Annotated in this window: 14 protein-coding genes; 7 read left to right on the top strand and 7 right to left on the bottom strand. The window is 70.7% G+C overall.

Going from position 1 to position 14,839, the window contains the following annotated elements; genetic code table 11:
- Positions 1-50 precede the first annotated feature (50 nt).
- The 5 genes from HNQ61_RS10680 to HNQ61_RS10660 form a co-directional block, all read right to left on the bottom strand.
- Positions 51-1,877 carry an asparagine synthase-related protein gene (locus HNQ61_RS10680; protein WP_170034398.1) on the bottom strand — a complete coding sequence of 609 codons (1,827 nt, stop codon included), beginning with the start codon at positions 1,875-1,877 and terminating at the stop codon, positions 51-53.
- Between the two features lie 70 nt (positions 1,878-1,947).
- Complete coding sequence (locus HNQ61_RS10675; protein WP_170034397.1) at positions 1,948-2,151, bottom strand: hypothetical protein; 204 nt, start codon at positions 2,149-2,151, stop codon at positions 1,948-1,950.
- Positions 2,152-2,922, bottom strand: a complete 771-nt coding sequence (locus HNQ61_RS10670) for an oxidoreductase (RefSeq protein ID WP_205761431.1) — start codon at positions 2,920-2,922, stop codon at positions 2,152-2,154. It lies immediately after the preceding gene.
- A 500-nt stretch (positions 2,923-3,422) separates the two neighbouring features.
- Complete coding sequence (locus HNQ61_RS10665) at positions 3,423-3,773, bottom strand: hypothetical protein (RefSeq protein WP_170034396.1); 351 nt, start codon at positions 3,771-3,773, stop codon at positions 3,423-3,425.
- 43 nt (positions 3,774-3,816) lie between these two features.
- On the bottom strand, positions 3,817-5,400 hold the full coding sequence (locus tag HNQ61_RS10660; protein WP_170034395.1) for a PAS domain S-box protein: 1,584 nt from the start codon (positions 5,398-5,400) through the stop codon (positions 3,817-3,819).
- A 167-nt stretch (positions 5,401-5,567) separates the two neighbouring features.
- Here HNQ61_RS10660 and bioD point away from each other — a divergent pair, with 167 nt between their 5' ends.
- Positions 5,568-6,269: a dethiobiotin synthase gene (bioD, locus tag HNQ61_RS10655; protein ID WP_170034394.1), complete on the top strand. Its 702-nt coding sequence runs from the start codon at positions 5,568-5,570 to the stop codon at positions 6,267-6,269.
- 85 nt (positions 6,270-6,354) lie between these two features.
- Here the strand turns inward: bioD and HNQ61_RS10650 are convergent, their stop codons facing one another.
- Positions 6,355-6,951, bottom strand: coding sequence for a TetR/AcrR family transcriptional regulator (locus HNQ61_RS10650; protein WP_170034393.1), 597 nt, complete (start codon positions 6,949-6,951; stop codon positions 6,355-6,357).
- A gap of 74 nt (positions 6,952-7,025) precedes the next feature.
- Between HNQ61_RS10650 and HNQ61_RS10645 the strand changes: the two genes are divergently transcribed.
- From HNQ61_RS10645 to HNQ61_RS10620, 6 genes are all read left to right on the top strand, one after another.
- Entirely contained in the window at positions 7,026-7,862 is an 837-nt protein-coding gene (locus HNQ61_RS10645; RefSeq protein ID WP_170034392.1) for an SDR family NAD(P)-dependent oxidoreductase, read from the top strand.
- 100 nt (positions 7,863-7,962) lie between these two features.
- Positions 7,963-8,325, top strand: a complete 363-nt coding sequence (locus HNQ61_RS10640) for a hypothetical protein (protein WP_170034391.1) — start codon at positions 7,963-7,965, stop codon at positions 8,323-8,325.
- A 182-nt stretch (positions 8,326-8,507) separates the two neighbouring features.
- The gene (locus HNQ61_RS10635) at positions 8,508-11,072 is read left to right on the top strand and encodes a heavy metal translocating P-type ATPase (RefSeq protein ID WP_205761429.1); all 2,565 of its coding nucleotides are present in this window, start codon (positions 8,508-8,510) and stop codon (positions 11,070-11,072) included.
- 366 nt (positions 11,073-11,438) lie between these two features.
- Positions 11,439-11,816 (top strand): cupredoxin domain-containing protein, encoded by a 378-nt coding sequence (locus HNQ61_RS10630; RefSeq protein ID WP_170034390.1) that lies wholly within the window; start codon positions 11,439-11,441, stop codon positions 11,814-11,816.
- Between the two features lie 175 nt (positions 11,817-11,991).
- Entirely contained in the window at positions 11,992-12,624 is a 633-nt protein-coding gene (locus tag HNQ61_RS10625) for a hypothetical protein (protein WP_170034389.1), read from the top strand.
- A 91-nt stretch (positions 12,625-12,715) separates the two neighbouring features.
- A complete protein-coding gene (locus HNQ61_RS10620) occupies positions 12,716-13,261 on the top strand; it encodes a hypothetical protein (protein ID WP_170034388.1) in 546 nt (181 codons plus the stop codon).
- A 707-nt stretch (positions 13,262-13,968) separates the two neighbouring features.
- Here HNQ61_RS10620 and HNQ61_RS10615 read toward each other — a convergent pair.
- Positions 13,969-14,661, bottom strand: coding sequence for a queuosine precursor transporter (locus HNQ61_RS10615; RefSeq protein WP_170034387.1), 693 nt, complete (start codon positions 14,659-14,661; stop codon positions 13,969-13,971).
- Positions 14,662-14,839 lie beyond the last annotated feature (178 nt).

Genomic DNA, 14,839 nt, shown 5'->3' with positions numbered 1-14,839 from the left:
TCGGCGGAGGCGGACGCGTGTCACTGAGCCGTGTGGATCAGCGTGGATGGTCATCGGCGCGGCCGGGTGAGCCAGAGCGAAAGCGCCAGCGGGCGGAGGTCCGCGTCCAGGCGGCCGGACGCCTCCGCGGACGTGCCGCCGGTGAGCGCCGGGACGCGCGCCAGGTTCACCCATGGCGCCACGTTCGGCCCCGCGCGCAGCCCGCGCAGCCATCCGTCTCCCCTCGCACGGAAGCGGACAGCGAGCGGATCGTCCGCGACGGGGGTCTTGGGCCGGTTCAGCAGCGGCGCGGGAAGCCGGTCCCGCATGGCGATGCGCAGCAATCCCTTGTCATTGTACCACTGCGCGGGCGGAATGGACAGCACGAACGCCACCAGCCGCAGGTCGAACAGCGGGTGGCGCGGCTCGATCAGCACGCCGGTGCTTCCCGGGTCCCACAGCGCACCCAGCACGGGCCAGAGCGCGCCGGAGAGCTGCTCCGCCGCTTCCGGCCGCAGGTTGTGCGGTGGCGGATTGTGGAACTGCGCGGCCCACGCATCCAGCCGCGCCGGCAGGTTCACCCGCCGCGCGAAATCCGCGTCCACCCACGCCGGCGCGTCCGCCGCCGGGCGGTACGGGCCCGCGCGCCAGGTGCGGATCCCCGGCCGCGGCAGGCGCCCGTTCCACCGCACGTATGCCGCCGCCTCCGCCGCCGCGCGCAGCGGGTGTCCCGCAACGACGAGCCGCGTAAGGCGCGACGTGCTTTCCCGCAGCAGCGCGTCGCCACCCTGTCCCGTCAGCAGCACGCGCGAGTGGGCGGCGGCCTGCGCGTACTGGTCCGCCTCGATGGCCAGCAGCGGCGACGCGGCGGGCTGCGGCCGGTACAACTCCGCCGCGTTCCACCGGTCGAACGGCCCGTACTCGTCCACGGCCAGCAGCGCGTGCGGAATCCCGAGCGCGAGCGCCGCCATGGCGGAAAACGCGGGCTCCTGATCCGGCATCAGCCGCGCGTGGTGGGCGGTGTATCCCCGCAGTTCGGCGGAGGTGTCACCCCGATCCGCCAGTTCCCGCCAGACGGCGGCCAGCGCGGTGGAGTCGCGCCCGCCGCTCAGCAGCAGGGAGGCGCGCTCCGCCGGCAGCCGGTCCGCCACCGCGTCCCGCAGCAGCGCGCGGAATCGCTCCGCGTACTCCGCGGGTTTCAGATGAAGCGGCTCGCTCCGCTCCGGGAGCGACCAGAAGCGGTGGATGCGGACGCGCCCGTTTTCCGCCACCAGCGTGTGCGCGGCGGGGAGCTGGCGGATGGCGGCGTGGATGGTGGCGGTGGCGGATTGCGATTCGCCGTGGACCAGAAAGTCCGCGATCCACTCCTCGTCCAGCCCCGCCGCCACCCCCGGATGCACGCGAACGCAGTCCGGCGTGTTGGAAAAGACGAGGGCGTCCGGAGCGTCGGCGTAGTAGAACGGCTTGAAGCCGAAGGGAGAGCGCGCGCAGAACAGCCTCTGGCGGGGCACATCCCACACTACGAAGGCGAAGTCGCCCAGCAGGTGCTCCGGCGCGCCGTCGCCCCAGAGCTGGACGGCGTGCAGGATCAGCTCCGCCGCGGGACGGTCCGCGGACGTGTGGATGCCGCCCGCGCGGAGGGCGCGCACCAGGTCGCCGCGCGCGTCGATCCGCGCATCCGCCACGATCCAGCGCTGTCCATCCACCGAAAACGGCTGGCGGTCGTCCGCCTCGCCCGCGTCCCCGGTGCGCAGGGCGGCGTGGGCCAGCCCGGCGCGTCCGGCGGCACGGACCGCGGTGCCGTCCGGGGCGCGAAAAGCGAGGGCAGCCGCCATCCGCGCCAGCACCCCCGCATCCGCGTCGCCGGCGGCGGAAACGAAGCCCGCGATTCCGCTCACGCCACGGTCCGGACGCTCGTCATCATCTCCATCCGGAGGCGGCGCTGGCGCGAAGCGGAGTGGACAGCGCCTACCGCACCGGCGGGGGCGGCACGATCCACACGCGCGTCAGCAGGCCGAAAATGAGCAGGGCCAGCAGCACGCTGAAGACGATCATCACCATCCACATGCACCCCGTAAAGCCGCATCCGCCCGGCGGCGTGCGGTCGATCACCCCCACGGGCGTGTGCTGCGCCGCCTCGTCCCGCTCGCGCGGCTCCTCGCGTTCCGTCATCTATGCGGCGCCCAGTTCCTGGATCTGCTCGGATTCCACCACCCGCACGCCGCGCGGCTCGTCCTGCGCCAGGCGCACCATCGCCTGCGCCACCACGTGCGCATCCACGCCCCGGTACCGGCGCAGCGGCCCCACCAGCACCCGATTGAGGACGGGCGCCACCTTTTGCGCCAGCGCCTCGCCCGCGCGGTGCTCCTCGCGCTCGCCCATCAGCAGCGACGGGCGCAGCAGCGTCACGCCGGGGATGGTGGTGGCGCGCACGCCGTCCTCCGCCTCGCCCTTGGTGCGGCTGTAGAAGATGCGCGACCGGGCGTTCGCCCCGGACGAGCTGACCAGAAGATAGCGCACCGCGCCGCCGCGCGCCGCCAGTTCCGCGGCCTGCACCACGTAGTCGTGGTCCACGCGGCGAAACGCCTCCTGCGATCCGGCGGCGGCGATGGTGGTGCCCAGGCAGCAGAACACGTCGTCCACCGCGAACCACTCGGGATGGTCGGCCATGCGGTCCATGTCGGTCACGTGCTGCACCAGGCGCGGGTGCTCGCGGTCCAGCGCGCGCCGCCCCACGACGGTGACGCGGCCGTACGCGGGGCTGGCCAGCAGCAGATCGAGCACGTGGCCGCCCACCAGCCCGGTGGCGCCCAGCAGCAGCGCGGCGCGGGGCCGCGCGGCGGGGTTCGCGGTGATGGAGGTCAGTGGCTTCCGGGGGTGCGGGGTGGGCGGTTCCGGATTCCGGTCCGGGCATGGCCGCCGGTGTGCGCGGCGGCAGGGCAATGCTGCGCCGCGCCGGAGCCGGTGTCAAGCGCGCGCCGTTTTGAGGACGGCGCCGGGCGCGGTTCCAGGACGGCGATGAGCCCGTTCGAGGAAAGTGATGGGCGTGCGTTCGAGGTTGGTGATGAGCGCGGTTCGATGAGAGTGGATGGGCGGTGGATTGGCGGACAGTGATGAGCGCCGGATCGGAGCGCGCGCCAACGAGTTTGTCTCGGCGCCTGACGATCCTGAGCGGATGAATCCGCCGCTCAAACTACGCAAAGCCCCGACACCGGCCGCTGGCGCGTCCGGTTCGGGGCTTCAACTGCACGGGGCGCATGGGATCGCGTGTGAGTTCTCCCTCTCCGTGCGTCTGTTTGCACGGGGAGGGCCGGGGAGGGGCCTGCGAGGCGTGGGACGCGAGCCCAACCCTCCTCCGCACCGAACAAGCTCCCCCTCTCCCGCGGAGCGGGTGGAGGGGGCTGGGGGGAGGGGGCCTCTCCGAACGCGCCTCAACCGCGGACTCAGTCGGGACCGTGCTCCTGGCGATACCGATCGAGTTCCTCAACGCGGAGCCTGATGGCGTCCCTGCGTACGGCGCCCTCTTCGGGCGAGATCTTCATCAGACGCCAGGCGCGCTCGGCGCAGCTGTCCGAAACCAGCGAAAGGAGGTCGAGCAGATCTCCGCTGTAGCTGCGCGGGCCGCAGGCCGGGGCGGCGGCGAGTTCGGCGCCGGTAGCCGTCTCGAATCCCGTCAGATCGGGCATGGGGTTGAAGCCGAGGCCTTCCTCGCGCGCCCGGTCCGGCGGCAGGATCAGCGAGAACGCCGCGATCCACTCCTCGTCCGAAAACACTTTTTCATCGCGGATGGGCATCTCTGGAGCCGTCCGTGGTGGATGCTGGATCGCGCTCTTCCCGTCACCCGTGGGCGAGCGGGAGGCGCACGGTAAAGGTGGACCCGGCGCCCGGTGTGCTCACCACGGCGATGTCGCCTCCCAGCAGGCTGGCCAGCCGCCGCGCAATGCTCAGTCCCAGCCCGGTGCCACCCACCTTGCGGATCAGCGGGTGCTCCGCCTGCCAGAACGGGTCCCACACGCGCGGCATCTGCTCCGGGTCGATCCCGATCCCCGTATCCTCCACCTCCACCGCCACCCACGACGGCTCGCGCCACAGCGTCACCCGCACCTCGCCGGATTCGGTGAACTTCACCGCGTTGCTCAGCAGCGCGCGGATCAGGTCGCGCACGCGCCCCGGATCGGTTTCCGCCAGGCAGATCTCGTCACGCACCTCCATGGACAGCGCCAGCCCCTTGGCGGTGGCGCTCTTCTGCGCCTCGTCCACCAGCTCGGAAAGCACGCGGTCCAGCGGCACCCGCTCCAGCCGCACGCGCTCCTCGCCGGAGTCCAGCCGCGCGTAGCCCAGCACGTCTTCAATCATCCGCAGCAGCTGGCGGCCGTTGGTGCGAATGCGGTCCACCGGCCGGCGCTGCGGATCGGTCAGCGCGCCCAGTTCGCCGTCGTGCAGCAGGTCGGCGAACCCGGTGATGGCGTGCAGCGGCGTCTTGAGTTCGTGGCTCACCACGGCCAGAAAGTCCGTCTTGGCGGCGTTGGCGGCCTCGGCCTCCGCACGGGCGACGCGTTCGCGCAGCAGCAGCGATTCGCGCTCGGCGTCGGCGCGCAGCCGCTCGGTGACATCTTCGGCGATGCAGTACACACCGATGATGGCGCCCGCCACCAGGATGGGAACCAGCGTGAGCCGGAGCTCCACCCGCCGCCCGGAGCGGTGCACCAGGGCGGACTGCGCCACCTGCGGCTGCCCCGCCAGCGCCTCGGCGAACAGGGTGCGCATCTGCTCGCGGTCCGCGGGGACAAAGAGCGTCCAGAACTCGCGCGCGCGCAGATCGTCGGCATGGTGGCCGGTCAGCGACTCCGCGGCGGGGTTGGCCGTGCGCAGCGTTCCGTCCGGGTCGAACGAGCACACCGCGTCGGGGTTGTTCTCAAAGAGCGAGCGGTAGCGCTGGCGGCTTTCCTCATACCGCTCCGCCACTTCCTTGCGCTCGGTGAGGTCGCGGGTGATCTGCCCGAAGCCGATCAGCCGCCCCGACGCGTCGTGGATGGCGGTGAGCACCACGCTGGCCCACAGCCGCGACCCGTCCTTGCGCACCCGCCACGCCACCGTTTCGCAGCGGCCGTCGCGCGCCGCCGTGGCCAGGTCGCGGTCCGGCGTTCCGGATTCCGCTTCCTCCTGGGGAAAGAAGAGGGCGAACTCGCGGCCCAGCGCGTCGGCCTCGTCGTAGCCGAACATGCGCTCGGCGCCTTCGTTCCACGTCACCACGCGCCCCTCCGTGCTCAGCAGCAGGATGGCGTAGTCGGTAACGTTTTCCACCAGCAGGCGATACAGCTCGTCGCGCCCGGGCAGGGCGGGCGATGCGGTGGCGTGCGTTCGAAGGCGGTGCGGCATGGGCGGCGTAGGATCGTTTTCGCGGTCGGCCGGCGCGGGCACGCAGGGCGATGTTGGAGGGGCCTGACGGAAGTGCCGTGCCGCGACGGAACCCTTTCGCGCGCGGCGCGGCGCACGCACCTTGCGGGCTGGCCCGCCGCACGCGCCCGGGCTCCGGCGGATGTCGCCGGCTGGCGAACGCGCGAGGCGCCCCCGCACCAGGAACAAGAATGATCCGGCTGGGAATCACGGGAACGGACACGGACGTCGGCAAGACACTCATCGGCACCGTGCTGCTGGCGATGATGCGCAACCGCGGCCTGCGCGTGGCGGCCATGAAGCCTATCGAAACGGGCGTGAAAGCCGACGATCCGGCCAGCGACGCCGTCCTTCTGCGCGACGCCGCGGGGGAGAACGACCCGCTGGAGACGGTGCGCCCCATCCTGATGACGGAACCGCTGGCGCCCTGGGTGGCGTCGTCGCGCAGCGGCGGGCTGCTGGACCTGGGCGCGCTGGAAACGGCGTACGAGGCGCTCTGCAAGGACCGCGATGCCATCCTGGTGGAGGGCGCGGGCGGCCTTCTGGTTCCCGTCACGCGCGACCTGGCGTGGGACGGGCTGTTCGTGGGATGGGGGCTGGACCTGGTGGTGGTGGCCGGCAACCGCCTGGGCGCGCTCAACCACACGCTGCTCACCGTCCGCGCCGCGCACGACGCCGGGCTGCGGGTGCGCGGCGTGGTGCTGAACGCCATGGGGCCGGACCCGCGCGGCATCGCCATCAGCACCAACCTGGAGGCGCTTGAGGAGCTGCTGGACCCGGTGCCGGTGCTTCCCTTCCCCTGGATCCGCAAGGACCGCCCGATCGGGTACGCAGTGGAGATCGCGGAAGAAAACGGCTTCGCAACGCTGATCGCCTCGCGGGAACGGCAGTAGCATCCCGCTGGCCCGCCCCCGTCCGCCGCTCCCGTCCGGATGGGGAGCGGCGGCACCGCCTCGTTCCGCCGATGACGGAAAACGATCAGCGCGCGGGGGCCGGGCCGTACCCCTCCAGCACCGCCTCCACCTCGCCGCGCATCCACTCCGCCAGTGTCCCCTCGCGGTAGATCGCCCAGGTGACGAGCGCCCCGTTGTAGCTGTTCTGCACCGTCCGCCCCACCCCGTCCGGGTCGCAGTCTCCCAGTTCGCCGGCCGCCATCGCCTCCTCGATCAGCGCCGAGATTTCCACCAGCATCGCCCGCGCGTGCTGCAGGGCGAGCGCATGGAACTCGGGGTCCGTCAGGTCCATCTGCAGAAACGCCAGGTGGTTGGAGATCTCCTCCGGCGTCTGCACCGCGCCGGCGCCCTCCGCCAGCGCATCCAGCAGCGCGTTCAGCGGCGAGGCCGGAAAGCGTTCGCGTGCCCGGTCAAACAGCTCGGGGACGGAGCCGGCGCCGTGCCGCGCCACGGCCAGCAGCAGCTCGCGCCGGCCGCCGAACCGCTGCACCAGCGCCGCCGCGGACAGCCCCGCCTCGTCACCGACCTCCGCCAGCGTCAGGCGTGACGGGCCCACGCGGCCGATCACCCGGATGGCGGCGGCGACGATCTGCTCAGTGGATGCGCTGCGTGGACGTGCCATGCTTGACAGTTTCTGAATGAGTGTTCATTTATTCTGCTCGCCGGAACGTCGTACGTCACGCAGTGAGGATACGGATGGGAACGCTGGGGGGAAAGGTCGCCGTCGTTACGGGCGCCACGCGCGGCGCGGGGCTGGCGATCGCGCGGGTGCTGGGGGAGCAGGGCGCGACGGTGTACGTCACCGGACGCACCACGCGCGGCGGACGGGCACCGGATGGCATGCCGGGTTCGGTGGAGGACGCGGCGGAGGCGGTTTCTCAAGCGGGCGGTGTCGGGATCGGTGTGCGCTGCGACCACACGGTGGAGGCGGACATCCAGGCGCTGTTCGCGCGCGTCCGGCGGGAACAGGGCGGGCTGGACCTGCTGGTGAACAACGCGTGGGGCGGATACGAGGGCGCCGCGTCGGGGCTGCCGATGGAGCCGTTCTGGACGCTTCCATCGTCGTGGGACGGCATGTTCGTCGCCGGGGTGCGCGCCGCGTTCGATTCCAGCCGCCACGCCGCGCCCCTGCTGGTGGAACGCGGCCGCGGGCTGATCGTGAACACCATCGCCTGGGCGCACGGCGAGTACCTGCGGCACCTGTACTACGACGTGGCCAAGAGCGCGCTGGCGCGGATGGCGTACGGCATGGCGTGGGAGCTTCGGCCGCACGGCGTGGCCGCGGTCGCGCTCGCCCCCGGGTGGATGCGCACCGAGCGCGTGATGGCGGCTCATGATGCGGCACCGTTCAACCTGGACGCCACCGAGTCGCCCGCGTACCTGGGCCGCGCCGTCGCCGCGCTCGTGGCGGATACGGATGTGCTGCGCTGGTCCGGGCAGCTGCTGACCGCCGGCGATCTGGCGCGCGAGTACGGCTTCACGGACGTGGACGGACGCCAGCCGGAACCGTTCCGCATTCCGGCCGGCGTGTAGCACGGAATGGAAGATGCGGCGCGTCCGCTCTGTCCGAAACGCCCCGCTCACGACGTTTGTCGCTGGTGCAGTTCATCCGCCCCGGGAACACGAGGTCCGCATGCGCCTGATTCGTGGGATTGATCGCGGCATTTCAGCAGATCGGAACCCGCCGTTCCGTCGCCCGTGCTGGCTCGCCGCCTCCGCCTTGATGCTGGCCGCGTGCGCGGGGGATGGCGTCACGGCGCCGGAACTGAGCCCCGCCCCGGCCGGGAAACCGGTTGTGATTCGTCTGGACGGCGGGAATGGCCCGGGCATCCCCGCCAACGAGCCGATCGTCTTCATCGTGAACGGCCAGCGCGTGACCGGTGACGTATTCCGGATGATCGACGCATCCCGGATCGATTCCATCGAGCTGCGCAGGAAAGGCGCGGACCGGCCGGAGAACGAGGTCCACATCACACTTCGCCCGCCACCGCGGTGACGGACGGCGGAAACGACATCTGAATGCGGCGGGGCACTCCAGGTGCTTCGCCGCGTTCTCGTCTGGCGCCACCGTGTGACCGGGAACGACCGCCCGTTGACACACACCGCACCTTGGCACATTATAGGGGGGAGGGGTATACGAGAAGGGCGGTTCTGAATGAACATCGTCGGGGAGTTTGGATGACGAACACGCGAGGCAGTGACTCGACCCATGATGACGGAAGCGGCGTAACGCAGCCCGTCGTGCAGCTTTCGATGAAGCCGCGGGCGGACGCGGCGCCATCTGGAGAACGCCTTGAGCTTCCGATTACGGGAATGACCTGCGCGGCGTGCGCGCGCCGTGTGGAAACGAAGCTGAGCCGCGCGCCGGGCGTGCACCGCGCGGGCGTAAACTTCGCGACCGGCCGCGCCACGGTGGAGTACGATCCCGCCGCGACCGGCCTGCCGTCGCTGATTCACGTCGTACAGAACACGGGCTACGGCGCGGCGGGAAGCGCACGCGCCGTCCTCCCCGTTTCCGCCGCCGCCGCGCTGGATGACGGTCGCCTGACGGCCGTCCGCGCCCTGCCCGGCGTGGTGACGGCCGAGGCGGACGCCGGTTCGCTGCGGATCGACTACCTGGACGGCGTCACGGACGAGCGAGCGCTCCGTGACGCCGTTCGTGCGCTCGGCATTCCGCTTGGCGACACCGCGGCGACGGACGACGCGGAGCCGGTGGACGTGGAGGCCGAGAACCGCGCGGCGGAGTATCGCGAGACGCGGCGCAAGTTCTGGGTCGCGGCGATCCTTTCGCTCCCCGTGCTGGTGCTGGCCATGTCGCACGGACGCATTCCGTGGCTGGCGTTCCGTGGCGTGGAATGGGTGCAGATGCTGCTCGCCACGCCGGTGGTGCTGTACGCCGGCGGGCAGTTCTACCGCGGTGCCTGGGCCGCGCTGCGCCATCGCGCGGCGGACATGAACACCCTGATCGCGACAGGAACGGGCACGGCGTACCTCTACTCCGTTGCCGCCACCGTGCGGCCGGACTGGTTCGCCAGCGACGCGCACGGCGGAATGGCGGGAATGGGCGGCGCGCCCGTGTACTTCGAGGCCGCGGCCGTCATCATCGCGCTCATCCTGCTCGGGAGGATGCTGGAGGCGCGCGCCAAGGGCCGCACAGGAGACGCCATCCGCCGGCTGATGGGGCTGCAGCCGCGCACCGCCCGCGTGCTGCGCGACGGTACGGAAACCGACATCCCGCTCGCCGACGTGCGCGTGGGCGACCTCATCGTGGTGCGCCCGGGCGAAAAGATCGCGGTGGACGGGCAGGTGGCCGCCGGCGCATCCGCCGTGGACGAATCGATGCTGACCGGCGAGAGCCTGCCGGTGGAAAAGGCGCCGGGCGACGAGGTGTTCGGCGGCACCCTGAACCGGACAGGTTCGTTCCGCTTCACCGCCACGCGCGTGGGGCGCGACACCGCGCTGCAGCGCATCGTCCGCATGGTGCAGGACGCGCAGGGTTCGCGCGCGCCCATCGCCCGGATGGCGGATGTCATCAGCGGCGTGTTCACCCCGGTGGTGATCAGCATCGCCATCGCGACATTCGTGGGGTGGTTCCTGCTGGCGCCAGACGATACGCGCTTTACCGATGCGCTGGTGGCGTTCGTGTCCGTGCTCATCATCGCGTGCCCGTGCGCACTGGGGCTGGCCACGCCCACGGCCATCATGGTGGGCACCGGCAAGGGCGCGGAGCACGGCGTGCTGATCAAGGGCGGCGAAAGCCTGGAAACGGCGCACCGCTTGGACACCATCATCCTCGACAAGACGGGAACCATCACCGAGGGCCGCCCCGCGCTCACGGACGTCGTTGTCACCGAAGGGGTTGCGGAAGATGAACTGCTGGGGTGGATCGCCAGCGCGGAGCGCGGCAGCGAGCACCCGCTGGGCGAGGCCATCGTGCGCGGCGCGCGCGACCGCGGGCTGACACTGACGGATGCAGCCTCGTTTTCCGCCCTGGCCGGGCACGGCATCGAGGCGACGGTGGATGGGCGCGCGCTGCTGCTGGGCAATGCGCGGCTGATGGCGGATCGCGGCATTGCACTCGGTGATCTGGCGACACGCGCGGACGCGATCGCAGGCGAGGGCCGCACGCCCATGTTCGCCGCGGTGGACTGGCGCGCGGCGGGGCTGGTGGCGGTCGCGGACCCGGTGAAGGCCGAATCGAAAGCCGCCATCGCCGCGCTGCGCCGCATGGGGCTGCGCGTGGTGATGATCACCGGCGACAACCGGCGCACGGCCGAGGCGGTGGCGCGCGAGGTGGGCGTGGACGACGTGCTGGCCGAGGTGCTGCCGGACGGCAAGGCGCGCGAGGTCAAGCGGTTGCAGGACGCCGGGCGCCGCGTGGGCATGGTGGGCGACGGCATCAACGACGCGCCGGCGCTGGCGCAGGCGGACGTGGGAATCGCCATCGGCACGGGGACGGACGTAGCGATGGAGGCCAGCGACATCACGCTCATGCGCGGCGATCTGGGCGGCGTGGCGAGCGCCATCCAGCTTTCTCGCGCCACCATCCGCACGGTGAAGCAGAACCTGTTCTGGGCGTTCGTCTACAACGTGATCGGCATTCCGATCGCGGCGGGACTGCTGTATCCCGTCACCGGGTGGCTGCTTTCGCCGGTGCTGGCGAGCGTGGCGATGTCGCTGTCCAGCGTGAGCGTGGTGGGCAATTCGCTGCGCCTGCGCGGGTGGAAGCCGGCACGGGTGTGACGCCCGCGGCTGGCGGTGGCTTCAGGGCGGCCCCCACCGGGCTCGTACGACTCGCCAACCTCCCCCAAAAAAAGACTGGGGGAGGTTGGGGCGGGCGGAAGGTTCGGCGCGAGCCGGAAGGTGCCGGGCGTGAGCGGGGTGCCTTGAGCGAATGAATCCGCCGCTCTGACAGCGGGAACCCCCGACACGGCGCTATTCGCGCCCCGTTCGGGGCTTCAACTGCATCAGCGATGGCGGCCCGCGACACAGCCTGACCGCGCTGAGGTGTCTCTTTCTGCTGCGACAAAAGGGGAGAAGGGGGCTCTCCCTGAACGGTACGGTCCTGAATCAGACTGTTGTACTTTCGAGTAACCTGCGGAGGGTGTGATGGATACGACGGAAATCGCCGTCTTGACTGGCGGAATCGTGCTGATCGCGCTGGTGCTGTGGTACTTTCTGGGCGAGCGGCAGGCGGTCGCGGCTACGGATACCGGCGGCGTGCAGGAGGTGGACATCACCGTCCATGGCGGATATTCACCGTCCGTCGTCACCGTGCGGCAGGGACGGCCGGTGCGCCTGAACTTCTTTCGCGACGAGACCAGTTCGTGCAGCGAGCAGGTGATTCTGGGCGACTTCGGCATTGCGCGCGACCTGCCCGCACACCAGACGACCGCGGTGGAGTTCACGCCCGACCGCGCCGGGGAGTTCACCTGGACGTGCGGGATGAACATGCTGCGCGGCAAGCTGATCGTGCAGCCCGCCTGACCAAGGCGGCGGATCGCCGGATGGCCGGAAACGAGGCCCGCGATTCATCCGGAATCGCGGGCCTTTGCCGTTCCCGGCGGTATGCGGCGGATGCGGAGCGCGCGGCGGTGGGGTGAAGGAGACGCGGCCCCGTCCGTGCGTACGGGGGCCGCGTCCACCCTGCCCCGCACCCGCGATGCACCCGCCCATGCGGCTGAACGAGCTTGCGCGCGAGTACGAAAATCAGCGCTACCCGCCCATGCGCCGGCTGGATCTGCAGGGCGAGGGGCCCGACACCGCGCGGCAGAAGGCGCTGCGGTGGATTCAGAGCTACGCGCACGAGCAGCCCGGCGCCGACCTGCTGCTGATCGTGGAGCGCGCCCGCCGCGTGGGCGGACGCAGCGGCCCCATCCGCGCCTCCATCGAAAAGCTGCTGGGCGAACTTCAGGGCGGCCTGGTGGACTGGTGGCAGCCGTTTGCCGAAGGCAGCCTGGCCGTGCGCGTGGCGGCCGATCCGCGCCGCTGGGGCAAGGCGCCGCCCGTCCCCGACGATCCCAGCGAGGGCCGCAGCGACGAAACCGCTGGCCGCGCCTATCTGCATCCCGAAGCCGACATCCCCGAGCCGCTCATTTACATCGCGCGGCGCGCGGCGGAGTTGCGGCGCACGCGCGAAAGCCAGCCGGTGGGCGTAAGCGAGGTGGTGCTGCGAGAGGTGTGGATCGAGGCGCAGGCCGCCGCGTTCACCGAGCGCATCACCTGGGAGGCGGCCTTGCGGGCCATTCTGGCGCACGAAGAACGGGCCATGCTGGAGTCATACGACCGCGACTGACGCGCGCGCCTCTGGACAGCGCGCCCCGCGTGCCCCATCCATTCCCATCCACCGCCCCATCGTTTTCTCCGCCGCACCGTACCCGATTCTCATGACCGACGCGCAGGGCGTTCCGCCCATCGTTCCCGGACCCACCCCGCCCGGATCGCAGAAAAAGGGGTGCCTCAAGGCCGCCGGCATCGGCTGCGGCGCGCTGGTGCTGATCGGCATCCTCTTTGTGGTGGGTGTGATGATCTTCTTCAACCGCAACAAGGAAGGAATGACGCGGGGAGGAGAGGAGGGCGCGCAGTTCGGCAGCACGACGGACGAGGCGGGGTGCGTGGCCGAGGCACGGAAGCGCGCGGCGGGGGTTTCGGGGATCAAGGAGGGGATGATCCTGGGCACATTCACCCGCGTCTGCCTGGAATACAGCCAGAGCACGCCCGGCTTCTGCACCGGCGTCCCCGCGCCCACCTCCATCGGCGAAACCAAGGTGTGGCACAACAAGGTGTGCGCGAACGACGCCACCTGCCCCGGCGTGATGAGTGTGGTGCAGCCGTACTGCGCGGCGGGCGCGCCCAAGCGGCTGCAGCGCACCGGCGCCCCGCCCGCGGCGACGGGCCCGCAATCCCCCGTGCCCGACTCCGGCACCTTCTGAGCGGCGCGGCAACGGCGGGAAAGATGGCGCGCGGAGCCGCTGGCCGGCGCCCGCGCTGAGTTCATCCGCATTTTTTAAGGAGGACACCCTTCGGTTTCCGGGGATGACGATCGTCGCGTTCGTGACTGATCGTCATCCATCCGCATCCCACGACCCGTCATCCGCCGCACGGATCGATGCGGATGTGCACGGTAGCCGGCCGACGCTCCACCCGCCGCGCGTCTGTTTGCGGCCTCCGCCTTTCACGACACAGCCGGCCCCGCGCAGAGGCAGGCCTTTACTGATCGCGATCAGGTGGCGTGTCGCCAGGTGACCGTAGTGTTCGCACGAACAACGGCGCGCGGTGCCGCTGGCCGGCGCCCGCGCTGAGTTCATCCGCATTTTTTGGAGAGGATACCTTTCGGTTTCCGGGGATGACGATCGTCGCGTTCGTGGCTGATCGTCATCCATCCGCATCCCGAAACACGCTATCCGCCACACGGATCGATGCGGATGTGCACCGCGGCCGGCCGACGCTCCACCCGCCGCGCGTCTTTTATCAGATTACGCCGTTCACGACACAGCCGGCCCCGCGAGATGGCAGGCTCTCACGGATCGCGATCAGGTGGTGTGTCGCCAGGCCATACGGCGCGAACGACAGAGGGAGGCGAAGCACCCGGCTTCGCCTCCCTCCGTTTCGTGCGATGCAGACGAACCGTGCGGAGCGCCTACTCCGGCCGGAGGGAGAACGGGGTGAAGTCCGTCGCGCGATCGAAGTAGTCTTCGTGCTCCGCCCGCTTGAGCGCGGCAACCAGGCGGTACGTGGCGGGAAGGGCAATGATCTCCCACACGACCTTGAGGACGTAGTTGGTCGCCATCACCACCAGCACGTCGCGGGTGGCCCACACGCCCAGGAACGCGACGGGATAGAAGATGGCGCTGTCCACCACCGCCCCCAGCGCGGTGGAGCCGATGGCGCGCCACCACAGGTGCCGCCCGTCCGTGGCCACCTTCATCCGCGCCAGCACGTACGAGTTGGCGAACTCCCCCGTCCAGAACGCGGCCAGCGACGCCAGCACGATGCGCGGCGTGCTGCCGAACACCGACTCCAGCGCCGCCTGCCCCGCAAACCCCTGCGCCGGCGGGAGCTTGAGGACGACCACGGACATCAGGCTGGCGAAGGCGAGCGCGCCGAAGCCGGTCCACACCACGCGGCGGGCACGCGCGTAGCCGTACACCTCGGTAAGGACGTCGCCGAACAGGTACGAGATGGGAAAGAAGAGGATTCCCGCGCCGAAGGTGAATCCCCAAAGCTCGCAGATCTTGCCTGGGCCGATGAGGTTGCTGCACAGCAGCACCGTCACGAAGGTCGCGGTGATGAAGTCGTAGTAGCGAAACTGGCGCTGGGCGGCGGGCTGCATGGGCGGATGCGGGCGGGTGGGATGGAGAGGATGACACACCTCGCGGGCGCGGCGGATCAACAGTATCGTCCCCGCGCGCCGCCTGTCGAGACCGCGCGCATCCTGTCCCGATCACGCCACCCGGTGCGTTGATTCCGCGCTCTCGCCGTCCCGCCGAAACTCACCGATCCCGCCACAT

The sequence above is a fragment of the Longimicrobium terrae genome (assembly GCF_014202995.1).
Classification (GTDB): domain Bacteria; phylum Gemmatimonadota; class Gemmatimonadetes; order Longimicrobiales; family Longimicrobiaceae; genus Longimicrobium; species Longimicrobium terrae.
The sequence above is the reverse complement of the archived record's forward strand: the minus strand, read 5'-3'. Positions and strand labels throughout refer to the sequence as shown.